We start from the raw sequence: 23,513 nt of genomic DNA, 5'->3' as shown, positions 1-23,513 counted from the left end.
GTCAGGATGCCGCGGTGACGAGCTGGTCCTCGCGCGGGGCCAGGTCCGGACGCACACGCGTACCGAACTCATGGCGCAGCGCGCTGAGCGCCGCCTGCCAGCCCCCGAGCCCGTGCACGCCCGGACCCGGGCTCGTCGACGACGAGCACAGGTAAACGCCCTTCATCGGGGTGCGCCAGGGGTCGGGGCTGTAGACCGGCCGACCGAGGAGCTGCAGGAGGGTCGGCGCCCCCGCGGAGATGTCTCCGCCGGGGAAGTTCGGGTTCCACGCCTCGACGTCCAGGGCGGTGCGCGCCGACGAGGCGAGGATCGTGTCGCGGAAGCCCGGCGCGAACCGCTCGATCTGCGACACGATGGCGGCTTCGCGGTCGGCGGGGCTTCCGGAGGGCACGTGCGTGTAGGCCCACAGGGTGTGCGCCCCCCGGGGTGCGCGGGTGTCGTCGAAGAGCGACGGCTGCGCCGCCAGCACGTAGGGCGCCTCGGGCAGACGTCCCCGGGCGACGGCGTTCTCGGCCTCGGCGATCTCGGCGCGCGTCCCGCCCACGTGCACCGTCCCCGCCCGTGCGATGTCGGGGTGGGCCCAGGGCACGGGCTCCGACAGGGCGAAGTCGACCTTGGCGACGCCGCCGCCGTAGCGGAAGCGCTCCAGGGCGCGACGGTAGCCCGCCGGCATCCGCCGTCCCGCCAGGCGGATCAACGCTCGCGGTGTGGTGTCGAGCAGCACCGCGCGGGCGGGCGGCAGTTCGTCGAGCGATGTCACCTCGACACCGGCGCGCAGCACGCCCCCGTGCGCGCGGATGTCGGCGATCATCGCATCGGCGATCGACTGGCTGCCCCCGACCGGCACGGGCCAGCCGCGGCCGTGCCCGTACGTCGCCAGAACGAGGCCCGCTCCCCCGGCCGCGAGGCTCGGCTGATGCAGGATCGTGTGAGCCGACACGCCCGTGATCAGGCTGGGGGCGACGTCCTCACGGAAGCGCGCGTTCCACCACGGCCCGCCCTGCTCGAGGGCCCGGATGCCGAAGAAGAGGGCGGCGAGGGGATCGCCGGGAACACGGAGCAGCGCATTGCCGGTGAAGTCGGCCACGCCGCGGAGGTGCTCGACGAGCGGGCGCATGAGGCGCGCGTAGGCGGGGCCGTCGACGCCGAGGCCGTCGGCGGCGCGCTCGAGGTCGCGGTAGGCCAGTCCCGCCCGGCCGCCGTCGAGCGGGTGCGCATACGACAGCTCGGGGACGAGGAGGCGGATCCGACGGTCGAGGCCGAACTCCCGGAAGAACCACGACTCGAGCGCCAGCGGATGGATCGCCGACCCGACGTCGTGACGGAAGCCGGGGAGGGTGAGCTCGGCGGTGGACGACGCTCCCCCGAACGACGCCGACCTCTCGTACACGGCCACCGACAACCCCGCCCGCGCGAGCGTGACGGCCGCCGCCAGACCGTTGGGTCCCGACCCGACGATGATCGCGTCATAGCTCTCGGTCATCGGTCGATCGGCTCCTTCTCGGCGGTGGAGGCGTGACCGATGGCGTCGGCACCTCCCGTGGTGCCCGGTGCCCCGCCCTCGGCGAGGTAGGCCAGACGGTGCAGCGTCTCGGCGTTGCGCCACCGCGTGATCGCATCGAAGACCGTGTCGGGGAGGATCTTGGTGGGGCCGGTGACCGGCTCCTCCTGGATGCGCACGACACACGCATCGCCGCGGGGCTTCACGTCGATGGCGACACGGGCGATCCCGATCGGGCCCCCGTGCGGTTCGAGCACCGCACGGTACGGCGGATCCCACACGCGCATGACCGTGGTGTCGTTCACCAGCGCGGGCCACGAGCCGAACGAATGGTGCAGCGTCGCCCCTTCCGCCGGCCACGTCTCGTCGACGTCGCGCATGCGCGACGTCCCCACCACCCACAGCGGGTACAGCCACCCGTTCGCGAGCACGCGGAACACGTCGGCGGGAGTGCAGTGCATCAGTCTGACGTTGCGGGCCATGGATCGCTCCTCCTTCGCGACACGGATGGATGCCACGGCCTCACGCCGCGACGGTGCCCACGCTACGGCGCGTCGGGGACGGTGGTCGTGGAGGTTGCGTCCGGGCGCGTCGCCGGGTAGCGCCGGAATGGCCGTGCCGCCCGGGCACCAGGGGCTAAGCCGCCGCGGGCAGGACGAACCAGGCGCGCGTGCCGCCGGCGGGAGACTCGTCGAGGCCGATCGACCCGCCGTGGGCCTCGACGATGCGCCGGCAGGTGGCCAGACCGATGCCGATGCCCTGCACCTCGGCGCCGTGTCCGCGTTCCATGGGCTCGAACACGCGATCACGCAGCTCCGGGTCGACGGCGTCACCGTTGTCGTCGACGCTGATGCGCCACCCGTCGGGGAGCGTCTCCACGAGCACGTCGACCCGCGGAACGCGCTCGGCGGCCACCGTGAATTTCACCGCATTGGCGATCAGATTCTGCAGCAGGACGCGGAACAGCGTGTCATCCGCGCGCACCAGGACGGAGGCGTCGACCCGCACCTCAGCGCCCGCGCGCACGATCGCGCCATCGAGGTCTTCGAGCACGGCATCCACCGCGTCGGCGACGTCGATGTCGGTGATGTGCGGTCGTGTGCCTCCGATGCGCGCGAAGTCCAGCAGATCGGCCACCATCGTCGACATGCGCGTCGCCGCGGCCTCCGCGCGGGCGAGGGACTGGGCGGCCCGAGGTGCGCCGGCCATCTCGGGGCTGTCCGCAGCGAGCTCGAGGAAACCGGAGAGCGCGGTGAGGGGGTTGCGCAGATCGTGGCTCACCTGCGCCGCGAAATTCTCGAGCATGGCGTTGGACTGCAGCAGGTTCCTCTGCACCCGGCGCAGTTCGAGCACGTCGATCACCTGCCGGGCGAGGAGGTCGAGGCCGTGAGCAGCCTCGGGCGAGAGCTCTCCCACCTCCGAATCGAAGACGCAGAGGGTACCGATGGCGACGCCCGCGGGTGTCACCAGGGGGCTCGACGCATAGAAGCGGGTGTTCGCGATCTCGCCCGTGACGAAAGGGTTCTGCGCGAATCGGATGTCCTGCCGCGCATCGGGAACGACGACACGCCGCGGGTCGGAGATCACCGCGGCGCACATGGAGTCATCGCGCGCACAGGACGCGGCCTGCACGCCGACGGCCGCGACCTGATGCTGCATCCGGTCGTCGATGATGTTGATCACCGCGGTCGGCACCCGACACACCGTGGCCGCCAATTCGACGAGCCCCTGCAGGTCGGGCTCGGGCGGTTCTCCGATCAAGCGGTATTGCGCGATGGCTTCCCGCCGCGTCACATCGTGTGCCGTCGACACGTCATCCCCCGGGGTGGTCGTCCGTCCTTCCCCCGAGCTTATCCACCCGCGGCTACACCGTCGGGGACGGATCGGGAAGGGGCTCGCGCGCCCTGGCCGCTTCGCGCAGAGTCGGAGCCATGAGCACCCCGACACCGTTCCCCCAGACGCCCTCCGACCCCGGCGCCCCCGCACCCGCGGAACCGACGGTCCCGCAGCCCACCGAGCCCACGGCGCCGACGCCGGCCGAACCCACGATCCCCCTCTCCCCCGAAACGCAGCCGGCTCCCGCGTCGGCCGCCGACGTGTCAGACGACGCAAGTGGATCGGGTGATGCGGCGGGCGCCTTCGCGCAGGACGACGACGACGCCGTCGGATCGGCCGAGATGGATGCCGACAACCCGGTCGAGCAGGACACCATCGACGCCATCGACCCCGGTGGCCGTCCCGACTGACCGACCCGGAGACGACGAGAGGGCGGAGCCGTTCGGCTCCGCCCTCTCGTTCATCGATGAGCGATCACGGGTTGCCGCGCGTCCACAGCAGCAGGATCGCCACGGCCTGGAGCACGAGGCATCCGACGAGGATCGCCGTCCGCCGACGCGGCGTCGACGACCAGCGCTCGTCGCCGAGCAGGGGTGCCATGGGCATGAGCAGGCGGAACGTGCTCTGCTGCGGCAGGAAGACGGCGAGGATGTAGACGCCGTAGCTGAAGCCGTAGGCGACGACCATGAGGCCGAGCTTGCGCACCGGGCGCGACCACATCAGGGCGAGAAAGCCCACGATCAGCGCGATCACGAGGATGACGCCCACGACGCCGAGGTGCGTGGAGGCTTGGCGGAACCAGGGGGTGAACGGCGTGAACTCGTCATTGCCGACGTAGTCGAGCCACCAGCCCAGCTCCGTGCGGATGTAAGCGTTGTGCGTACCCGTGACGTACTGCGCGATGTGGTTCCACGACAGTCCGGTCACGGCGATGGCGAGACCGGATGCCATGAGCGGCGCCCATTCCTTCATCGGGAACGGATCCACCTTGCGACGGAAGAAGCGCACGAGGAAGACGATGCCGAGGGCGAGTCCGAGCGCGAGGACACCGGGACGCGTGTACGCCGTGATCACACCGATCGGCAGGATCCACAGGTAACGACGTTTGACCGCCAGCAGCATGCCGGCGAACATCAGCAGCATGAACAGACCCTCGCTGTAGCCGATCACGAAGAGGAACGACATCGGCGCGAAGGAGAAGAAGACCACCGCCCACCACGCGGGCTGCGGCTTCGTCACCGTGCGCATGAGCACGAACAGCAACCAGGTGGCTCCGAGGCTCGCACCCAGACTCAACAGCACCGCGACCGGCTGCCATCCGAGGCCGGTCACACCCGAGATGCCGCGGACCAGAGCGGGAAAGACCGGCAGGAACGCCCAGTTGTTGGGCAGGATGTCGCCGGAGACGTTCATCGGCAGCGACATGGGGTAGCCGTCGGCCGCGATCTGGCCGTAACGGTCTGCATCCCACCCGGTCAGGTAGTCGAAGAAGGTGCCGAGGCGCTCGCTGTCGGGTCCGAAGCCCCACCGTGCCGCCTTCGCGATGGAGTAGTACCCCCACAGCATGCCGAAGTTGACGACGCGGGCGATGGCCCACAGCAGCAGCACGCGCGTGAACGCGCCGCGCTCGATCGGGACGATGCCCTCGGGTGCGCGGAAGACGTCGTGACCGTACTGGCGGAGGGCGCGACCGACGCGCGAGCCGCGCAACCGGTCGAGGCGACTCGGTCGCGTGACGACGCGCGACGGACGTGTCGGGGAGGCAAGCTCGCTCGGCGGTGCGCTCACTCGGAACCTTTCACAAGGGAAGATGTGGGCGAGTGACGACGGTGTCGGGCCCGGATAAGTGCAGGAAGCCAGATGCTACCGGATGAAGATGAGCGCTCCACACCGTTGACTTTCAGGAAAACACCCTGATCAGTGGCTGTCTCCGACGAGCTTCAGGCCGATGACGCAGCCCACGAGGCCGAGAACCAGCAGCACTTTCACCACCGAGATCGCCTCCGTGCCGCTGATCATCGCCACCACCACGGTCAGCGCCGCCCCGATTCCGACCCAGACGGCGTAAGCGGTACCGGTCGGGATCTCGCGCATCGCGAAGGCGAGCCCGCCCATGGATGCCACCAGCGCCACCCCGAAGATCACGCTGGGCCAGAGCTTGGACAAACCCTCCGACCGGCCGAGGGCCGTGGCCCACACGGCCTCGAGGACGCCGGACAGGATGAGGACGATCCACGACATGACACTGCTCCTTGGCCAGTCTTGTCGCAGTCCGGGTACTGATCCCTCGTCCGGGGACGCGGCGGGCGTCCGGTGTCCACGATAGCGAGCCCGCCTGGGCACCGCCCGTGCAATCCGATCGGGCGCGCCCCGCCCCCGCTTCCGCTCCCGCTCCCGCTCCCGCGATGAACGCCGATTCGTCCGAGACACGGCGTCGCGCAGCGTGTCTCGCGAGGATGAGCGTTGATCGCGGACGCCGCGGAGCACCCGAGCGTCGAGGGCGGGAGCGAGACGCCGCGCAACGGCATCCGGGATCAGATCAAGAAGATGAATGCCGCACCGGGATTGTGCGCGTGCACGAGCACGCCGAAGACCACGGCGTCGAAGAGCAGGTGCACCGTGACGACGTACCAGAGCGACCGGGTCTTGAGGAAGAGGAACCCCTGCACGATGGCGAAGGGGACGGTGAGAAGCGGGCCCCACGCCTGGTAGCCGAGTTCCCACAGGAACGACACGAACACGATCGCCTGCAAGAGGTTCGCGGTGAGGTCGGGGAAGTGCCGGCGCAGCAGCACGAAGACCGTGCAGATGAAGAACAGCTCATCCCAGATGCCCACGGCGCCGACACCGACGAACAGGCGGGCGATGAGGTCGGGCGTGGTCACCTCGGGCCAGTTCTGGTAGACGCCGGAGGTGATGAAGTAGAACGGCAGGATCAGGTAACCGAGCACGATCACGCCGCCGAGCCACGCCCACTGCCACCGCGTCCACCGGCCGCCCCCTCGCCAGGGGAACGAGATCGCGCGGTCGCGGTAGACGAAGCGCGAGATGACGTAGGGCACGACGACCGCGCCGCCGAGAGCGAGGGTGAAGCGCACGAAAGCCGCGTTGTCGAGCTCGGCGTGCAGCGGGATGAGGCTGACGATGAACTGCCCGATCGCGACGAGCGAGATGTCGCGGGTGATGCTCGGCTCCTCGCTCCGGGCGAGGGCCACGCCGGCGCGGCGGTCGACGAGGACCCCGGATGCCACGGCGAGCGCGAGCAGGATCCAACCCAGCCACACGATCTGAACGACGAACAGCACCGGGGCGGCGAGGCACACCAACAGCGCCGGGACGAGCTTCGGCGTCCACGTGGAACGCTCGCGGACCGGCACCGCGGTGTGCGCGGTCACGGCGAGACCCGCGTATAGGTCAGATCGCGGATGTCGCGCCCCACGCGCAGCCCCTTGCGCTCGAAGGCGGTGAGCACGCGACCGTCGAAGCGCTCGGCCCACTCCCCCGCGAACGCCCGCTCGAAGTCGGGGGCCGAATCGAGCACGTCGCGCATCTGGTCGGCGTAGTCCTGCCAGTCGGTCGCGAGGCGAAGGGTGCCGCCGGGGCGCAGCGCCTGGGCCGCGATGCGGGCGAAGTCAGGGGCGACGAGGCGCCGCTTGGTGTGCTTGTTCTTGTGCCAGGGGTCGGGGAAGAACACCCACAGCTCGTCGACGGATGCCGCCGGCAGCAGGTGCTCGAGCGCCTCGGGGGCGTTGGCCTCGACCAGGCGCAGGTTCTTCACGCCCTCACGATCGGCGTCGAGCATGGTGCGCGCGAGGCCGGCCGTGAACACTTCGACCGCGAGGAAGTCGGTGTCGGGGTCGGCCGCCGCGGCGGAGACGATCTGATGCCCCTGACCCGAGCCGATCTCGACGACGAGTCGGGCCGTGCGGCCGTAGACCGCGGCGGGGTCGACGGCGGTCCCGGCCCGGACGCTGGTCGCGGCCGCGGCGCGCTCGACGGGCAGCAGGTAGAACGGCGAGAGCTCGGCCCAGGCGCGGTCCTGCGCCTCGGACATGCGGCCGCTGCGGCGCACGAACGACACCGGCTTGTCGCGGAAGACGGGCGCGGCATCCATGGCATCCAGGTTATCCGCCGCGTGACTCGCCAGATTTTGTCGCTTTCCGGTCGCGGAAGCGACAGATTCCGGCGACTCACGCGAGAGGGCGCGCTTGCGGCCGCTCACGGGACGGTCACGAAATCGATGAGCTCCTCGACGCGGCCGAGCAGGGCCGGTTCGAGGTCGCGGAACGTGGTGACGCGCGACAGGATGTGCTGCCACGCGCGCGCCGTGTCGGCCTGCTCCTCCGCGGGCCAGCCGAGTGCCCGGCAGACGCCGACCTTCCACTCGATACCGCGGGGCACCTCGGGCCACGCGGCGATGCCGAGGGCGCGGGGGGTGACGCACTGCCAGACATCGACGAACGGATGCCCGACGATGCGCACGTGGGCGCCGTGACGGCCGCGGGCGATCTTCTCGGCGATGCGCGACTCCTTCGAGTTCGGCACGAGGTGGTCCACGAGCACCCCGTACCGACGCTCGGCGGTGGGGGGCTCGGCATCCAGGGTCTGCTCGAGCAGGTCGACCCCCTCGAGGAACTCGACGACCACGCCCTCGGCGCGGAGGTCGGCGCCCCACACCTTCTCCACGAGCTCGGCGTCGTGCTTGCCCTCGACGAAGATGCGGCTCGCACGCGCGGTGCGGGCGCGCTGGTCGGCGACGGCGAAGGATCCGGATGCCGTGCGGGTGCGGCCCTTCGGGGCGGCTGCCGGGGCGGTCAGCACGACCGGCTTGCCGTCGACGAGGAACCCGCCGCCGAGGGGGAACAGCCGGCGTCTGCCGAAGCGGTCCTCCAGTTCGACGTTCATGCCGTCGATGCGGGTCACCGCGCCGACGAATCCGTCGCCGGCGACCTCGACGACCAGATCGGCGGATGCCGCGACCTGGGCGGGCTTCACACGTCCGGCGTCGCGCCAGCCTCGGGCGAGCACATCGGTGCCGTAGCGGTCGTCCATCTGTACCTCCGAACGCCCGAGCCTAGGCGGCCGAGCCGTGCGCTGACAGCGGACGCGCCGGACCTACCCGGGTGTCGGAGGTCGTTTATAGGGTGGGAGGTCCAGCGACCGAAGGGGAACGCATGCGAAAGCCCAGGGCGGCACGAGTGATCGCCGCGCTGCTGCTCGGGGCCGTCGGCGTGCTGGCGGCACCGCTCAACGCCGTCGCCGTTCCGCCGCCCAGCCTGGGGTCGAGCTATGTGCTCGACAGCGTGGACGCCCTCACCGACGCCGAAGAAGCGGCCGTGCAGAGTCGACTCGTCGCGCTCCGCGAGCAGACCGGGCTCGACATGTGGGCCGTGTACGTCTCGGAGTTCACCGATCCCCCCGGCGCCGCGGACTGGGCGAACGAGACCGCGAACAAGAACGAGCTCGGGGCCGACCAGTACGTCCTCGCCGTCGCGATCAGCGGGAACACCTTCGCGTATTACCTGTCCGGCGATGTCGACGACGGCATCCTCTCGGCCGCGCAGCTCGGCGACATCGAGCAGACGCGGATCGAGCCCGCTCTCGAGGCCGGTGACGATGCCGGCGCCGCGATCTCGGCGGCCGACGGCATCCGAGCCGCCTACGCGCAGGCCGGTGGCGGCAAGCCCGCTCCCCCTCCCACGCCCGCCGCACCCGCCGGCCCCGCGATCGGTCCCGCGATCCTCGTCGGCGTCCTGCTGCTCGCCATCGCCGGCGTGCTGATCTGGTTCTGGCTGCGGCGGCGCCGGCCGGCGGCCCAGGGTGCGCCGGCGGAGGCGATCGACGATCTTGCGCGCCGGGCGGGATCCGCGCTGGTGTCCACCGACGACGCCATCAAGACGAGCGAACAGGAGCTCGGCTTCGCCCGCGCCCAGTTCGGCGATGACGCCGCGGCTCCCTTCGCCGACGTGCTCACGCGGGCGAAGGCCGACCTCGATCGGGCCTTCACCATCCAGCAGCAGCTCGACGACGACGTGCCCGAGACGCCGGAGCAGCAGCGTGCGGGCTACGCCGAGATCATCCGCCTGTGCACGAGCGCCGACGAAGCGCTGGATGCCAAGGCGGCCGCCTTCGACGAACTCCGCGCTCTCGAAGCCGACGCCCCCGCGGCTCTCGCCGCGGCACGGGAGCGTCACGCCGCAGCCGCCGCGACGCTGGCCGCCGCGGAGAGCGACCTCGCCCGCCTGCACGAGCGTTTCACCGACGACGCCCTCGCCCCCGTGGCCGACAACCCGCACCAGGCCCGCGCTCGTCTCGAACTCGCCCGCGCGCAGGAGGAAGCGGCCGACGCCGCTCTCGCCGCGGGCCGCGCCGGCGAGGCGGCCGTGGCGATCCGCGCGGCTCAGGCCGCCGTCGCGCAGGCCGAGACGCTCGAGCGCGCGATCACGACGCGGGGCTCCGATCTCGCCGACGCCGAGCAGCGCGCCGCCGCGCTCGTCGCCGAGATCGAGGGAGATCTGGTCGCCGCGTCGCGGCTCACCGATCCCGACGGACGCGTCGCGGCCGCCGCGACATCGGCACGCACCCAGCTCGACACCGTGCGCGGCGCGCTCGGTGCCGGCCGCACCAGCCCGCTGCGCGCCGTCGAGGTGCTGCAACAGGCGAACGCCACGATCGACGAGGTCCTCGGCGCAGCACGCGACGCCGCAGAACGGCGGCAGCGGGCCGAGAGCCAGCTCGACGCCGTTCTGGCGCAGGCCCGCGCGCAGGTCTCCGCGACAGAAGACTTCATCTCGGCTCGACGCGGTGCGGTCGGTCCGACCGCGCGTACGCGTCTCGCCGAAGCAGGGGCCGCGCTCGTGCAGGCGCAGCAGCTGCGCGCCAGCGACCCGGTCACCGCCCTCGCCACGGCGCAGCGCGCCGCGCAGCTGGCGAACGACGCCGCCTCGCTGGCACAGAACGACGTCGGCGCGTTCGGTGGCACCGGTGGCCTCGGAGGGCTGACGGGTGGCGGCGGGGGCGGCGGCATGATGGGCGCCATCCTCGGCGGTATCGCGGTCGACGCGCTGCTCGGCGGCGGTCGCCGGCGAGGCGGGTTCGGCGGCGGCGGGCTCGGGGGTCTCGGCGGCGGCCTCGGCGGGCTGGGGGGCGGCGCCTTCGGCGGGGGGCGGTCGCGAAGCGGCGGCGGCTTCGGCGGCCTCAGCAGCGGCGGGCGCAGCCGCTCCGGCGGAGGCGGGGGCTTCTCCGGCGGCGGCAGGAGCCGCGCCGGCGGAGGCGGGGGCAGACGCCGCTAGTCCACCCCGCGCGGGCACACCGCCCCATCACAGACAATTCGTAGCATCCGACACCAGACTCGACATCGTCGCCCTCAGGAAGGAACACCCCGCATGGCCAAGCAGTCCATCTTCGGTCGCATCCAGACCCTCGTCCGCGCGAACGTCAACGCGCTCCTCGACCAGGCCGAGGACCCGCAGAAGATGCTCGACCAGCTCGTCCGCGACTACTCCAACTCCATCGCCGACGCCGAATCCGCGATCGCCGAGACCATCGGCAACCTCCGCCTGCTCGAGCGCGACCACCAGGAAGACGTGCAGGCCGCGGCCGAATGGGGCAACAAGGCCCTCGCCGCCAGCCGCAAGGGCGATGAGCTGCGCGCCGGCGGCAACGTCGCCGAGGCCGACAAGTTCGACAACCTGGCCAAGATCGCTCTGCAGCGTCAGATCACGGCAGAGGGCGAGGCCAAGGCCTCCGCTCCGACGATCGCTGCGCAGACCGAGGTCGTCGACAAGCTCAAAGACGGCTTGAACGGCATGAAGACCAAGCTCGAGCAGCTCAAGGCCAAGCGCAACGAGCTCACCGCCCGTGCCAAGGTCGCCGAGGCTCAGAACAAGGTGCACGACGCCGTGAAGTCGATCGACGTGCTCGACCCGACGAGCGAGCTCGGCCGCTTCGAAGACAAGATCCGCCGTGAAGAGGCCATCGCCGCGGGCAAGCAGGAGCTCGCGGCCTCGAGCATCGACGCGCAGTTCAACGCGCTCGAAGACGTGGGCGAGCTGACCGAGGTCGAAGCGCGCCTGGCCGCCCTGAAGGTCGGCGGCCCGCAGCGCGCGGCCATCGACGCGCCCAGCCCCGACCAGGTCTGACACCCCTCGTGAGTGCACCGCCCGCTCCGCCGGGCGGTGCACTCACGTCTTCCGGCGAGGAGCATCCATGACCCGATTCATCGTCGCCCCGCAGTGGCAGGGCTCATCCTCGTCCCGCGCCATGCAGCTCATCGACGGCGCCGAGGCGATCGCGGGCGACCTGCCGCGCGCATCGACCACCGTCCTCGAGGTTCCCACCGAGGCCGGTGACGCCCAGGGAACGAGCGTGCAACGGCTCAGTGCACTGGTGCGCATGCGCGCTCGCATCGAAGACGCGGTCCGCGCCGCCACCGAACCCGCGATCGTGGTGGGCGGGGACTGCGGCGTCGCACTCGGCTCCGTGTCCGCGGTGGCCGCGGACGATCTGGCCGTCGTGTGGATCGACGCGCACGCCGACCTCAACACCCCTTCCTCCTCCCCCAGCGGTGCGTTCCACGGCATGGTGCTGCGGGCCATCACGGGCGAGGGCGAAGCGCTCCACCGCCTCGAACCCGGCATCCCGCCGTCTCGGATCGTCCTGGCGGGCGCGCGAGCACTGGATGCCGAGGAACGACGCTTCATCGACGAACACGGTGTGCGCGTCATCTCGCCCGCAGACCTCGAGGATCCCGACGTGCTGGCGGACGCCGTCACCGCGACCGGAGCCTCCCGCGTGTACGTGCACGTCGATCTCGACGTGCTCGACCCGGCGGAGATCATCGGTGTCGCACTGCCCGAGCCGTTCGGCGCCCGCACGGCCGACGTGGTGGCATCCATTCGTCGTCTTCGCGAACGTCTCCCGCTCGCCGGCGCGACACTGACGGAGTTCTCGCCCTCGTCGCCGGACGCCGCGGTCGACGACCTGGGCACCATCCTGCGACTCATCGGAGCGCTCGCGTGAGCCCGATCCCCCGCCCACCGGCGGGATGGCGGGAACGCGCGGATCGCGCCGTGGCACGCGGCCGCAGGATCGACCGCTTCATCCCCGCGGTGCTGCTCGACTCCCCCGTCAGCCGTGTCGGCTACTGGTACGGATGTGCCCTGGGCTGGACCTGGGGCGCCCTCTGGAGCACCGGGCGCATCGAGAAGCGGCAGGGCCTGTGGGTCTTCCGCGGACTGCCCGCGTGGGCGTTCCCGCGCGGCGGGGTGTGCGTCGGCGGATGCTTCTTGACCGGCGACGACCGCCCCACCGACGCCGTCCTCGGGCACGAGGCCGTCCACCAGCGGCAGTGGCGCCGATACGGCTTCCTCATGCCCGTGCTCTATGCACTTGCGGGCCGTGACCCGTTGCGCAACCGCTTCGAGATCGAGGCGGGATTGATCGAGGGGAACTACGTCCCGCGCGGGATGTGAGCCGCGACAGCGCGTGGGAGGCGGTGCCGCCGAGAACGCGCGAAACCCCGGCAGCGTGCGGCGGAGCGTCGACGCGCTGCGGCCCAGACCGGAGACCGCCCGCCGGGCCGGGTCAGCGCGCGGTGGCGAGCCCGAAGCGCTCGGGCGTGTGGATGGCCTGCGCGTCGACACCGTGACGCGTCGTCAGCTCATCGACGATCTCGGCCGTACCGAGATAACCGCCGAGCAGCACCACGCGCGTGGCGTCGTCGTCGGCGCAGAGCATCTCACCGGCCCAGCCCGAGACCGCCCGCGCGAGCGCCTGACCGGCGGCGCACGAGCGACCCGTGCCCGGTGCTCCCGCGCGACGCGAACGGTCGAGCCATGTCAGGGTCATGCGAGCCGGCGCCGCGACGGTGCCGATCCACGACTCGTCGGGCACCTCGATGAACACGCGCCCCGTCGAGCAGATCGGCAGTGTCGCCAGCAACGTCTCCAGCTCGACGAGCGAGGTCTCGTCGGCGGTCACGAGGTGCTGCACGCGCGTGTGCCGCGACGCGCGGCAGGCGGCGTCGTTGTGCTCGGAGGAGGTGGCCATGATGGCATCCACTATACCTCCGGCAAAGGGTTGCCTAACCTGAGTTCGCGCCCTGTATCTCGACGTCGAGGACACGACGCGGGCTGTCCCGCGCGAAGGCGCCCGCCTCACCGCCGAGACCGGTCGCACGCTCGGCGTCGACCCCGCACGGCGCGGCGGGATCCCGACGAGCGCGTCGTCAGCCGACGAGCACCTCCCGCAGGCGCTCGATCTCGGCGTCGCGCAGGCCGTGCGCCCGCAGGTAGTCGGCCGGAGATCCGTACTCGCTGTCGAGGCGCTCCAGCAAAGCGCGCATGACGGGGGCCGGCGAACGCGTCGCGAGCGCCTCGGCGTGGACGGCCGCGGGGTGCAGCGACCGGATGGCCCGCAGCACGGCGGCGTTGCGTTCGGGCGAGAGCAGACCCTCGGTGCGAGCGTAATCCGCGATGACCGCCTCGCGGTCCACCCCCGCCGCGGCGAGCGCGATCGCGACCGTCACGCCGGTGCGGTCCTTGCCGACGGTGCAGTGCACGAGCACGGGCTGCGCGGCCAGGATGCCGCGCACGACCGCCACCACCCGATCCGCCGAGTCGTCGACGATCGCGGCGTACAGCTCATCGAGACCGACATCGCGCGCGAAGAACGACGCGACGGAGCCGAGGAAGAGCGGCTCGTGCTGCACCTCGACCGGCAGATCGTCGAGTCTGCTCGGCGCATGCGCCACCTCATCGGCGTCGCGCAGGTCGATGACGCGGCGGATCCCGAGATCCCGCAGCGTCTGCATCCCCGCGTCGTCGACGGCGACGAGGTTGCCGGATCGGAACAGCACACCGTCGCGCGTGCGGGCCGAACCTGCGGCGAGGCCGCCGACGTCGCGGAAGTTCGTCGCGCCCGAGACGAGCGACGCCGTCACGCGTCCCGCCCGCCGTGATCGTGTGGCGACCGGGGCGTCGTGGTCGCCGGGGGTGCGGCATCCGGAGCGATCTCCGCCGCCGCGCCCGCGCGCGGCGGCACGGGGTAGCGACCGGCGATGGCCACGCGGTTGAAGGCGTTGATGGCCACAAGCACCCAGCTGAGGGCGACGTACTCCTGTTCGCTGAGGATGCCGCCCGCCTGGTCGTAGACCTCGTCGGGAATGCCGTCCTCGTGGATGAAGGTGAACGACTCGGTGAGTTCGAGCGCCGCGCGCTCGCGTTCGTCGAAGACGCCCGATTCGCGCCACGTGGCGATCTGCGCGATGACATCGGCGTCGAGACCGGCCTTGACCGCGGCGTCGACGTGGACGCGGACGCAGTAGGCGCAGCCGTTCAGCTGCGACGCGTGGATCTGCACGATCTCGCGCAGGCGCGCGTCGATGCCCGCGTCGGCGGCCAGACGGCCCACCGTGGTCGAGAACGACCGCAGGGCCGCGTACGCCTCGGGGGCCTTCTTCGACAGGTGCACGCGCTTCTCTTCGCCCATGGGGAAAGCCTATGGCCGCGTCGCCCGCGGGGCGCGGGAAGCTCGGGCGATGTCGGCGAGGCCGTGGCGCCCGACCCCACTGCGTCAGAAACACGGGTCGGCCGCGCCGTGACGCCCGCGTGCGAACCCGCCGCGTCGTGGAGCGTCCTGCGTCATGTCTTCGTGGTCTTCCGCCCGTCCCCGGCGATCCACGGCACGTCGCCGACGACCGGCGCAGCGCGGTGACAGGCTGGAGGCATGCCCGAGCTCGACGAGTTCTCTTTCCTGCCTGCCCAGGCCGCAGCCCTCGGGCGACCCGTGCCGCCGGTGACGCGCGTACGGCTGACTCTTGCCGACGGTCGCTCGCTGAGCGGGCTGCGATGGGGCGACGCGCCGCCGCGCGTGACGCTGCTGCACGGCGCGGGGCTCAACGCCCACACGTGGGACACCACGCTACTGCACCTCGGCGAACCGGCCCTCGCGCTCGATCTCGCCGGCCACGGGGATTCGTCGTGGCGCGACGATGCCGCGTACGTGGCGCGGGTTCTCGCCCCCGACGTCGTCACCGCCCTCCAGACCTGGACCGACGGCCCGCAGACCCTGGTGGGCCATTCGCTCGGCGGACTGACGGCGGCGGCGGTCGCGGCATCCCGTGCCGACCTCGTGGCCCGACTGGTCGTCCTCGACATCACCCCCGGTGTCGACCCGAGCGCCGGACCCGCCGAGATCCGCGCCTTCTTCGCCGGCCCCACCGACTGGGCCTCTCGCGACGAGCTCGTCGACCGCGCTCTGGCGTTCGGCCTCGGCGGCTCCCGCGACGCGGCGACCCGCGGCGTCTTCCTGAACTCCCGCGTGCGCGCCGACGGCCGCGTGGAGTGGAAACACCACTTCGCCCACCTCGCCGCGGCCGCGGCGAACGCCGGCGGCGACCCCTCGACCCCCGACGCCGTGCGCGCGGTGCTCGCGAGCACGGGGTGGGACGACATCGCGCAGATCACCTGCCCCGTCACCCTCGTACGCGGGGAGCGCGGATTCGTCACGCCCTCGGATGCCGAGGAGTTCGCCCAGCGCCTCCCCACCGCCGCGGTGCGCACGATCGCCACGGGCCACAACGCCCAGGAAGAGGATCCGGCCGGGCTCGCTGCGCTCATCCGCAGCGCGCTGCCGGGCGGCGGATCCGTGACCCCGAACTGACCGCACCCCTCCTCCCCGCGTCACAGATCGTCGCGGACCGTCACAGACGGCATGGAGGGAATACGGGTGAAAGTAGGCTGTTGCCACCCCTGCACGGCATCCACAGCACACCCGGATGCCTTCGGCCTGCGAAAGGACAACCCCGCAATGCTGCGCCGCACCGCCCTCGCCACGAGTGCGCTTCTCATCGGAGCCCTGCTGCTCACCTCGTGCACCGGCCCGAACACCGCCCCGAACCCGACGGGCGAAGCGAACCCGGATGCCACCCTCACCGTGCGTCTGTCGCTGGAGCCGTCCAACCTCGACATCCGCCGCACCGCCGGCGCCGCCCTCGAGCAGGCGCTGATCGACAACGTCTACCAGGGTCTCGTCACCCGCGACGCCGACCAGAACAACGCGATCGTCCCGGCCCTGGCCACCGAATGGAACGTCTCGTCCGACGGGCTGACGTACACCTTCACCCTGCGCGACGGCGTCACCTTCCATGACGGCAGCGAACTGACCGCCGATGACGTCGTCACCTCGCTGCAGACCGCCAAAGACGATGCCACCATCGCCGACAGCGCCGACCTCGCCGACGTGACCTCGATCGCCTCTCCCGACGCGTCGACGATCGTGCTGACGCTCGCGCAGCCGAACATCGACTTCCTCTTCACCCTGACCGGGCGCGCCGGGCTCGTCTTCAACAGCGGTGACACCACCAACCTGCAGACCGCCGCGAACGGCACCGGCCCGTTCCGCGTCGACAGCTGGAACACCGGCCAGAGCCTCACCCTCGCCCGCTACGACGGGTACTGGGGCGAGAAGGCGGGTGTCGCCGAGGTCGTGCTCGACTACATCCCCGACAACAGCGCCGCGGTGAACGCGGCCGTCAACGGCGACGTCGACGTGGCCCTCGAGATCGACCCCGAGCTGCAGAGCCAGGTCGAGGGCATCGGCACCTTCACCATCGAGTCGGGCCTCACGACCGACAAGGGCACCCTCGCGTTCAACAACCAGCGGGCACCCCTCAACGACCAGCGCGTGCGCGAGGCTCTGCGCCTGGCCATCGACCACGACGCCCTGGTCGAGACGCTGGGCTACGGCGAGGCCCTGTACGGTCCGATCCCGCCGCTCGACCCGGGCTACGAGGACCTCTCGGGCACGATCGCCTTCGATCCCGACCGCTCGCGCGAGCTCCTGGCCGAGGCGGGCGTTCAGAACCTCGGCCTGACGCTCACGATCCCCAACGTCTACCCCGGGACGATCGCGACCTTCCTGGTGTCGTCGTTCGCCGACATCGGGGTGACGCTCCAGGTCGAGCAGGTCGACTTCACCGCCTGGCTGCAGGACGTGTACACGAACAAGGACTACGACCTGAGCTTCGTACGCCACGTGGAGGCGCGGGACTTCGGCAACTGGGCGAACCCGTCGTACTACTTCGGTTACGACAACCCCGAGGTGCAGTCCCTCTACACCCAGGCGCTCGCCACGACCGATGAGCAGCAGTCCTCCGACCTGCTCGCCGAGGCCGCCCGCATCGTGAGCGATCAGGATGCCGCCGACTGGCTCTTCCTGTCGACCCCGCTCACGGCGGTGGGCACGAACGTCGCGAACTTCCCGAAGAACTCGCTCAACGTGCGCCTGCCGCTGGCGGGTGTGACGGTCGCGGCGGAGTGATCCGCTACACGCTGACACGGCTGGGCCTGCTCCTTCTGGGCCTGGCCGTGGCCAGCGTGCTGATCTTCCTCTCGCTGCGCGTCCTCCCGGGCGACGTGGCGCAGCTCATCGCGGGTGCCGAGGCGACGCCGCAACAGGTCGCCGCCGTGCGCGCGAGCCTCGGTCTCGACGCACCCCTGTGGACCCAGTACGCCGAGTGGATCGGCGGGCTGCTGCGCGGCGACCTGGGAACCTCGCTCGTGACGGGGACGTCGGTCGTCTCCGAGCTGGCCGACAAGGCGCGCGTGACCGTGCCGCTCGCAGCCCTGTCGCTCACGGTCGCGCTGGTCGTCGGCATCCCGTTCGGGGTGCTGTCGGCGCTCGGTCGTCGACGTGCCGCCGGCACCGCCGTGAGCGTCGTCGCACAGGCGCTCGCGGCGGTCCCGGTCGTGTGGGCGGGTCTGATGCTCGTCGTCGTGTTCTCGGTGTGGCTGGGCTGGCTCCCCCCTCAGGGGTTCCCCCGCGCCGGGTGGAACGATCCGGCGGCAGCGCTGCGGGCTCTCGTGCTGCCCGCGCTCACCATCGGCGTGGTCGAAGGTGCGATGCTGCTGCGGTTCGTGCGCAGCGCGACGCTGCAGGCGATGGGGCAGGACTACGTGCGGACGGCCGCTGCGAAAGGCCTCACCCGCACGAGGGCGCTGCTGAGCCACGGCCTGCCGAACGTGGGCCTGTCGGTCATCACCGTGCTGGGACTGCAGATCGCCGGTGTGATCGTGGGGGCCGTCATCATCGAGCAGTTGTTCACCCTCCCCGGCATCGGGCGGATGCTCGTGGGCGACGTGGCCTCCCGCGACCTGCCCAAGGTGCAGGGAGAGCTGCTCGCCCTCACCGGGTTCGTGCTCGTCGTGGGCTTCCTCGTCGACCTCGTGCACCGACTCGTCGACCCCCGGCAGCGGGAGGCCGCATGACCACGGTGAAACGCCTCTGGAGTCTGGGCACCGGGCGGTTCGGCATCCTGATCGTCGCTCTCGTCGTGATCACGGCGGTCGTCTCGCTGTTCTGGACCCCCTTCGACCCGGGGGCCGTCGACGCGCGCGCACGCTGGAGCGACCCGTCGTGGCCGCACGTGCTGGGCACCGACAACAGCGGCCGTGACATCGCCAGCCTGCTGATGGCGGGGGCCCGTACGACGGTCGTCGTCGCCATCGGAGCCGGGGTCGTCGCCTCGGTGCTCGGCATCGCGCTGGCCGCGCTCGGCTCGCTCACGGCCCGTTGGCTCCGCGAGAGCATCGCCGTGCTGGTCGACATCCTGATCGCCTTCCCGGTGCTCATCATCGCCATGATGATCACGGCGGTGTGGGGCGGCTCGCTGGCGGTGGTGATCTGGGCGGTCGGCATCGGCTTCGGGGTGAACATCGCCCGCGTCACACGTCCCGAGCTGCGTCGCGTCCTGCACAGCGACTACGTCCTCGCCGGTCGGGCGAGCGGCCTCACCACCGGGCAGAACCTGACCCGGCACCTCCTCCCCAACGTCGCGCCGGTGTTCATCGTGCAGCTGTCGTGGGGCATGGCCGTGGCGGTGCTCGCCGAGGCCGGACTGTCGTATCTCGGCTTCGGCGCCCCGGTGACCCAGCCCTCGTGGGGCGTGCTGCTGAGCGACCTGCAGGCCTACATCGCGGTCCACCCGCTCACGGTGGTGTGGCCGGGTCTGGCCATCACGCTCACCGTGCTGGGGCTGAACCTGCTGGGCGACGCGCTGCGCGAGGCTGCCGATCCCACACTGGCGGAGCGGGCTCCCTCCGCCCGCACGCACGTTCCGGGGGTGGTCGCGTGAGCCTCGAGGTCAGCGATCTGCGCATCGACATCGGCGGTCGACCCGTCGTCGACGGCATCTCGTTCGACGTGCCCGACGGCGCGCGCGTGGGCCTGATCGGCGAGTCCGGCTCGGGCAAGTCGCTCACCGCGCTCGCGATCCTCGGCCTCCTGCCCGACGGCGCGAGAGCCACCGGCAGCGTCCGCTGGAACGGCCGCGAGATCCTCGGACTCCCCGACCGCGAGCTGGCGGCCCTGCGCGGCGACGACATCGGCATGGTGTTCCAGGAGCCGCGCACCGCCCTCAACCCCATCCGCACCGTGGGGCGGCAGATCGGCGAGTCGGTGCGCATCCACGAGCGCGTCTCGCGGCGCGAGGCCCTCCGGCGAGCCGTCGTCGAGGCCGAGCGCGTCGCTCTGCCCGAGCCCGAGCGCATCGTCTCGCGCTATCCACACCAGCTCTCCGGGGGACAGCGTCAACGCGTCGCCATCGCGATGGCCCTCGCGTGCCGGCCGCGCCTGCTCATCGCCGACGAGCCGACCACCGCGCTCGACGTGACCATCCAGGCCGGCGTTCTCGAGCTGCTCCGCACCCTCGTTCAGGATGCCGGAATGTCGCTCGTCTTCATCACGCACGATCTCGCGGTGCTGGCGCAGGTGGCCACCCACGCGGTCGTGCTCGAACACGGCCGCGTGGTCGAGCACGGCGACGTCGCAGAGCTGCTGCGTGCGCCGACGTCGCCGGTCACGCGCGCCCTCCTCCGCGACGCGACGGCGACCCTGTGGCATCCCGAACGGTCTCCGGATGCCGCGGCCTCGGGCGTGGGCCGCGATGCGACGGGTCACGTACGGGACGACAGCTCCTCCCCTGCCCGGGCGGACGAGGGGAAGCAGACGCCGTGACCGAGACGCTCATCCGCGCTCGCGGGCTCACCCGCGACTATCCCGCTCCCCGCGCCCGCGCGTTCGGACGCGCTGAGCGCACGCCCGGTCTCGCCGACGTCGATCTGTCGGTGCTGGCGGGCTCCGCGGTCGGCGTGATCGGCGAGTCCGGTTCGGGCAAGTCGACGCTCGTCCGCCTGCTGCTCGGGCTCGACACCCCCACCGCGGGAACGGTCGAGGTCGCCGGGCGCACCGTGGACGCTCGCGGATCGGCCCGCTCGCTGCACTGGCTCCGCCGCGCGACGGGCATCGTGTTCCAAGACCCGTACGCCTCGCTCGATCCCCGCATGAACATCGGGCGCATCGTGGGCGAGCCGCTGTGGGCGCTCGACATCGCGGGCGATCGGCGGGCGCGTGTGCGGGAGGTGCTGGAGCAGGTCGGGCTCACGGCCGACATGGCGGAGCGGTTCCCGCACGAGTTCTCCGGCGGTCAGCGTCAGCGCATCGCACTGGCCCGGGCCATCGTGCACCGCCCGCGTATCCTCGTCGGCGACGAGCCGCTGTCGGCGCTCGACGTGACCGTCCGCGCCCAGATCCTGCGGCTGGTGGCACGCCTGCGCGCCGAAGAGGATCTGACGCTCGTGCTCGTCTCGCACGACATCGGCGTCGTGCAGAACGTGTGCGATCAGGTGGTCGTGATGAAAGACGGTCGCGTCGTGGAGCAGGGCCCCACCGAGAAGGTGCTGCTGCAGCCGCAGGCCGCCTACACGCGGAAGCTGCTGGCATCCATTCCGACGCTGCCGGCGTGACGCACCGCTCCTCCCCCGGCCGTCCGGGTGGGAATCCGCCCCCAGGACGAGGGCAAGGGATGCCGCGATGTCGGAGGTGCGCGCTAGCCTCGGGCGCATGATCGCCGGCATCGTTCCCCCGTTCCTGCTCGACCGTCTCGCCCAGACCGACGACCCCCGCCTCGCGCGGGCGGCCGCCGCCGCACGCAAGACCCTCGCCATGCCGCGCCCGACGCGCACCCGCCTCCGGCTGTCGATCGACGGCGACGCCCTGGTGGCCGAGGCGGTGCCCGCTCCCGACCGCATCATCTCCGACGCCGGTAACACCGAGAACCTGCCCGGGCGTCGCGTGCGCAGCGAAGACGACGCCCCCAGCGGCGACGCCGCGGTCGACGAGGCGTACGACGGCCTCGGCGCGACCTACGACTTCTTCTGGGACGCCTTCGCCCGCGACGGTATCGACGCGGCGGGCGGTTCCCTGCTGGCGACGGTGCACTTCGGCGACGACTACGACAACGCGTTCTGGAACGGCGAGCGCATGGTGTTCGGAGACGGTGACGGCGAGGTCTTCGTCGGGTTCACACGGTCGCTGAGCGTCATCGCGCACGAACTCGGGCACGGCGTGACCGAGGCCGCCGGCGGCCTGGAGTATCAGGGCCAGTCCGGCGCGCTCAACGAGTCGCTGTCCGACGTCTTCGGGGCGCTCGCCGAGCAGCACCATCTCGGCCAGACGGCCGATGAGGCGACGTGGCTCATCGGCGAGGGCATCTTCGCCCCCGACGTGCAGGGCGAGGCCCTCCGGTCGATGAAGGCGCCCGGTACGGCCTACGACGACGACGTTCTGGGCAAAGACCCGCAGCCGGGTCACATGCGCGATTACGTCGAGACCGACGACGACAACGGCGGCGTCCACATCAACTCGGGCATCCCCAACCGCGCCTTCTACCTCGTCGCCACCGCGCTCGGCGGAAGGGCGTGGGAACGCGCGGGGCTCGTCTGGTATCGCACGCTCACCGCCGGCACTCTCTCCCCCACCGCCGACTTCACGGCGTTCGCCGCCGCTACCCTGACGGCCGCCGCGGCGGAGTACGGTGAGGAGTCGGAGGAGGTCGCCGCCGTCCGCGCCGCGTGGGCCGGAGTCGGCGTCGTGGAGGATGCCGCAGCCTGACGCCGAGAGCGCCGAGCGTCTCACCATCATCGTGGTCCGTTCCGGCGGCATCGCCGGCTTGTCGAAGCAGTGGCGGGCCGAGGCCGACGCCGACCATGCCCCGCGCTGGCGGGAACTCGTCGAGAGCTGCCCGTGGGATGCCGCGTCCGCGCCGCCCAGCGGGGCCGACCGCTACCAGTGGCGCATCGAGGTGCACCACGGCGGCGCACCCGTGCACCAGGCGCGGTTGGGCGACGGGCAGGTGCAAGGGCCGTGGCGCACGCTCGTCGACGAGGTCCGCCAGGCGGCTCCCCCGGCGCGCGCCGCGCGCTGACACTCGCGCACGTCGCGCCGAGACCGGCGCCCGTCGCAGACGTGATCCCGGCGGCGGCGCCGAGACGGACGCACGTGGCGCGGCGTGCCGGCCTCCGGAGAACGGCGCGGCGGCATCCCCCGCGAGACGCGTATCCGCCGTTCCAGGTCGGAGGACTCCGGAGTCCGGCACGCCGAGCTACGCGGGCGGCCGTCCGGCCGTGAACGCACGAGGCGACCGCCCGGCCCGAGACCGACGGGTTCTTTCTTGCGTCGGGCGTCAGCCGAAGAGCTTCCGCCGCTTCTTCTTCGACGGGATGCTCTTCTGCAGGTACACCACGCCGAGCCAGCGGCCGAACTTGAAACCGACACGCCCCATGCGCCCGACCTCGGTGAAGCCGAGCTTCTCGTGCAGGGCGATGGAGGCGTCGGCGCCCTTGTCGCTGATGGCGGCGACCATCTCGCGGATCCCCAGTTCCTGGCACGCCTCGATGAGGGCCTCGAGCAGCGCGCGCCCGAGGCCTTTCCCCGCGGCGGCCTGGCCGAGGTAGATGGAGTTCTCGACGGTGTAGCGGTACGCCGACTTCGACTGCCACGGCTGCACGAGGGCGTACCCCAGGATCTGCCCGCTCGGGGACTGCGCCACGAGGAACGGCAGCTTGAGCTTCTCGAGCGTGGCGAATTTGTCGCGCCATTTGGCGAGCGTCCACGCCTTCTCGTCGAACGTCACGACCGAGTTGCGGACGTAGTAGTTGTAGATCTCCCGAATATCGGGGATGTCCGCTGCGGTGGCCGGGCGGATGTCGTACGAGAACGGCCGCTCCGGCTCAGGCGTGCGACGCAGATGCGCGGGCAGCCGCCGCCGACTCTTCTCGTACTCCTCTTCCAGCACATCGCCAGCCTACGGGCGTGGCGGTTTCCGGCGTATGTCGGT

Annotated in this window: 25 protein-coding genes and 1 riboswitch; of the genes, 13 read left to right on the top strand and 12 right to left on the bottom strand. The window is 71.5% G+C overall.

Translation table 11 applies throughout. The features are described from left to right. Window position 1: 1 nt before the first annotated feature. From AS029_RS08565 to AS029_RS08555, 3 genes are all read right to left on the bottom strand, one after another. On the bottom strand, window positions 2–1,483 hold the full coding sequence (locus tag AS029_RS08565; protein ID WP_058232175.1) for a phytoene desaturase family protein: 1,482 nt from the start codon (window positions 1,481–1,483) through the stop codon (window positions 2–4). Further along, complete coding sequence (locus AS029_RS08560) at window positions 1,480–1,983, bottom strand: SRPBCC family protein (RefSeq protein WP_058232174.1); 504 nt, start codon at window positions 1,981–1,983, stop codon at window positions 1,480–1,482. The genes AS029_RS08565 and AS029_RS08560 overlap by 4 nt, the downstream gene beginning before the upstream one ends. Window positions 1,984–2,137: 154 nt before the next feature. Beyond that, a complete protein-coding gene (locus AS029_RS08555) occupies window positions 2,138–3,313 on the bottom strand; it encodes a GAF domain-containing sensor histidine kinase (RefSeq protein ID WP_082642235.1) in 1,176 nt (391 codons plus the stop codon). Between the two features lie 119 nt (window positions 3,314–3,432). Here AS029_RS08555 and AS029_RS16905 point away from each other — a divergent pair, with 119 nt between their 5' ends. Next, on the top strand, window positions 3,433–3,747 hold the full coding sequence (locus tag AS029_RS16905) for a hypothetical protein (RefSeq protein ID WP_082642234.1): 315 nt from the start codon (window positions 3,433–3,435) through the stop codon (window positions 3,745–3,747). 64 nt (window positions 3,748–3,811) lie between these two features. Here the strand turns inward: AS029_RS16905 and AS029_RS08550 are convergent, their stop codons facing one another. The 5 genes from AS029_RS08550 to AS029_RS08530 form a co-directional block, all read right to left on the bottom strand. Further along, window positions 3,812–5,125, bottom strand: coding sequence for a hypothetical protein (locus tag AS029_RS08550; RefSeq protein ID WP_058232173.1), 1,314 nt, complete (start codon window positions 5,123–5,125; stop codon window positions 3,812–3,814). Window positions 5,126–5,254: 129 nt separating this feature from the next. Then, window positions 5,255–5,578 carry a DMT family transporter gene (locus AS029_RS08545; protein WP_058232172.1) on the bottom strand — a complete coding sequence of 108 codons (324 nt, stop codon included), beginning with the start codon at window positions 5,576–5,578 and terminating at the stop codon, window positions 5,255–5,257. Window positions 5,579–5,588: 10 nt separating this feature from the next. Further along, a riboswitch (guanidine-III (ykkC-III) riboswitch) is annotated at window positions 5,589–5,653 on the bottom strand. A gap of 218 nt (window positions 5,654–5,871) precedes the next feature. Further along, the gene (locus AS029_RS08540) at window positions 5,872–6,732 is read right to left on the bottom strand and encodes a CPBP family intramembrane glutamic endopeptidase (protein ID WP_228375915.1); all 861 of its coding nucleotides are present in this window, start codon (window positions 6,730–6,732) and stop codon (window positions 5,872–5,874) included. After that, the gene (trmB, locus tag AS029_RS08535) at window positions 6,729–7,451 is read right to left on the bottom strand and encodes a tRNA (guanosine(46)-N7)-methyltransferase TrmB (protein WP_058232171.1); all 723 of its coding nucleotides are present in this window, start codon (window positions 7,449–7,451) and stop codon (window positions 6,729–6,731) included. Before trmB ends, AS029_RS08540 begins: the two co-directional genes overlap by 4 nt. A 104-nt stretch (window positions 7,452–7,555) precedes the next feature. Continuing rightward, the gene (locus AS029_RS08530; protein ID WP_058232170.1) at window positions 7,556–8,389 is read right to left on the bottom strand and encodes a DUF3097 domain-containing protein; all 834 of its coding nucleotides are present in this window, start codon (window positions 8,387–8,389) and stop codon (window positions 7,556–7,558) included. Between the two features lie 122 nt (window positions 8,390–8,511). On the opposite strand from AS029_RS08530, the gene AS029_RS08525 reads away from it, so the two are divergent. The 4 genes from AS029_RS08525 to AS029_RS08510 all read left to right on the top strand — a co-directional run bounded on the left by AS029_RS08525 (window position 8,512) and on the right by AS029_RS08510 (window position 12,810). Beyond that, window positions 8,512–10,629 (top strand): TPM domain-containing protein, encoded by a 2,118-nt coding sequence (locus AS029_RS08525; RefSeq protein WP_058232169.1) that lies wholly within the window; start codon window positions 8,512–8,514, stop codon window positions 10,627–10,629. Between the two features lie 93 nt (window positions 10,630–10,722). Beyond that, on the top strand, window positions 10,723–11,478 hold the full coding sequence (locus AS029_RS08520) for a PspA/IM30 family protein (protein WP_058232168.1): 756 nt from the start codon (window positions 10,723–10,725) through the stop codon (window positions 11,476–11,478). A 67-nt stretch (window positions 11,479–11,545) separates the two neighbouring features. Further along, window positions 11,546–12,358 (top strand): arginase family protein, encoded by an 813-nt coding sequence (locus AS029_RS08515; protein WP_058232167.1) that lies wholly within the window; start codon window positions 11,546–11,548, stop codon window positions 12,356–12,358. After that, on the top strand, window positions 12,355–12,810 hold the full coding sequence (locus AS029_RS08510) for a hypothetical protein (protein ID WP_058232166.1): 456 nt from the start codon (window positions 12,355–12,357) through the stop codon (window positions 12,808–12,810). The genes AS029_RS08515 and AS029_RS08510 overlap by 4 nt, the downstream gene beginning before the upstream one ends. A gap of 112 nt (window positions 12,811–12,922) precedes the next feature. Here the strand turns inward: AS029_RS08510 and AS029_RS08505 are convergent, their stop codons facing one another. The 3 genes from AS029_RS08505 to AS029_RS08495 all read right to left on the bottom strand — a co-directional run bounded on the left by AS029_RS08505 (window position 12,923) and on the right by AS029_RS08495 (window position 14,827). Beyond that, the gene (locus tag AS029_RS08505) at window positions 12,923–13,387 is read right to left on the bottom strand and encodes an SIP domain-containing protein (RefSeq protein WP_058232469.1); all 465 of its coding nucleotides are present in this window, start codon (window positions 13,385–13,387) and stop codon (window positions 12,923–12,925) included. Window positions 13,388–13,565: 178 nt separating this feature from the next. Then, window positions 13,566–14,279 carry a tyrosine-protein phosphatase gene (locus AS029_RS08500; protein ID WP_058232165.1) on the bottom strand — a complete coding sequence of 238 codons (714 nt, stop codon included), beginning with the start codon at window positions 14,277–14,279 and terminating at the stop codon, window positions 13,566–13,568. After that, window positions 14,276–14,827, bottom strand: a complete 552-nt coding sequence (locus tag AS029_RS08495; protein WP_228375914.1) for a carboxymuconolactone decarboxylase family protein — start codon at window positions 14,825–14,827, stop codon at window positions 14,276–14,278. The genes AS029_RS08500 and AS029_RS08495 overlap by 4 nt, the downstream gene beginning before the upstream one ends. Before the next feature lie 237 nt (window positions 14,828–15,064). On the opposite strand from AS029_RS08495, the gene AS029_RS08490 reads away from it, so the two are divergent. The 8 genes from AS029_RS08490 to AS029_RS08455 all read left to right on the top strand — a co-directional run bounded on the left by AS029_RS08490 (window position 15,065) and on the right by AS029_RS08455 (window position 22,601). Further along, on the top strand, window positions 15,065–16,000 hold the full coding sequence (locus tag AS029_RS08490; RefSeq protein ID WP_058232164.1) for an alpha/beta fold hydrolase: 936 nt from the start codon (window positions 15,065–15,067) through the stop codon (window positions 15,998–16,000). Between the two features lie 147 nt (window positions 16,001–16,147). Further along, a complete protein-coding gene (locus AS029_RS08485) occupies window positions 16,148–17,659 on the top strand; it encodes an ABC transporter substrate-binding protein (protein ID WP_058232163.1) in 1,512 nt (503 codons plus the stop codon). Further along, window positions 17,656–18,606 carry an ABC transporter permease gene (locus tag AS029_RS08480; RefSeq protein ID WP_058232162.1) on the top strand — a complete coding sequence of 317 codons (951 nt, stop codon included), beginning with the start codon at window positions 17,656–17,658 and terminating at the stop codon, window positions 18,604–18,606. The genes AS029_RS08485 and AS029_RS08480 overlap by 4 nt, the downstream gene beginning before the upstream one ends. Further along, entirely contained in the window at window positions 18,603–19,472 is an 870-nt protein-coding gene (locus AS029_RS08475; RefSeq protein ID WP_058232161.1) for an ABC transporter permease, read from the top strand. Before AS029_RS08480 ends, AS029_RS08475 begins: the two co-directional genes overlap by 4 nt. Then, window positions 19,469–20,353 carry an ATP-binding cassette domain-containing protein gene (locus tag AS029_RS08470; protein WP_082642233.1) on the top strand — a complete coding sequence of 295 codons (885 nt, stop codon included), beginning with the start codon at window positions 19,469–19,471 and terminating at the stop codon, window positions 20,351–20,353. Before AS029_RS08475 ends, AS029_RS08470 begins: the two co-directional genes overlap by 4 nt. Next, on the top strand, window positions 20,350–21,141 hold the full coding sequence (locus AS029_RS08465) for an ABC transporter ATP-binding protein (protein ID WP_058232160.1): 792 nt from the start codon (window positions 20,350–20,352) through the stop codon (window positions 21,139–21,141). The genes AS029_RS08470 and AS029_RS08465 overlap by 4 nt, the downstream gene beginning before the upstream one ends. Before the next feature lie 97 nt (window positions 21,142–21,238). Next, entirely contained in the window at window positions 21,239–22,288 is a 1,050-nt protein-coding gene (locus AS029_RS08460) for a M4 family metallopeptidase (RefSeq protein WP_058232159.1), read from the top strand. After that, complete coding sequence (locus AS029_RS08455; RefSeq protein ID WP_058232158.1) at window positions 22,275–22,601, top strand: protealysin inhibitor emfourin; 327 nt, start codon at window positions 22,275–22,277, stop codon at window positions 22,599–22,601. The genes AS029_RS08460 and AS029_RS08455 overlap by 14 nt, the downstream gene beginning before the upstream one ends. A 258-nt stretch (window positions 22,602–22,859) precedes the next feature. On the opposite strand, the gene AS029_RS08450 is transcribed toward AS029_RS08455, so the two are convergent. Then, complete coding sequence (locus AS029_RS08450) at window positions 22,860–23,471, bottom strand: GNAT family N-acetyltransferase (protein ID WP_058232157.1); 612 nt, start codon at window positions 23,469–23,471, stop codon at window positions 22,860–22,862. Window positions 23,472–23,513 lie beyond the last annotated feature (42 nt).

The organism is Microbacterium enclense (assembly GCF_001456955.1).
Taxonomy (GTDB): domain Bacteria; phylum Actinomycetota; class Actinomycetes; order Actinomycetales; family Microbacteriaceae; genus Microbacterium; species Microbacterium enclense.
Note: the sequence above shows the minus strand (reverse complement) of the source record. Positions and strands in the feature narration are given on the sequence as shown.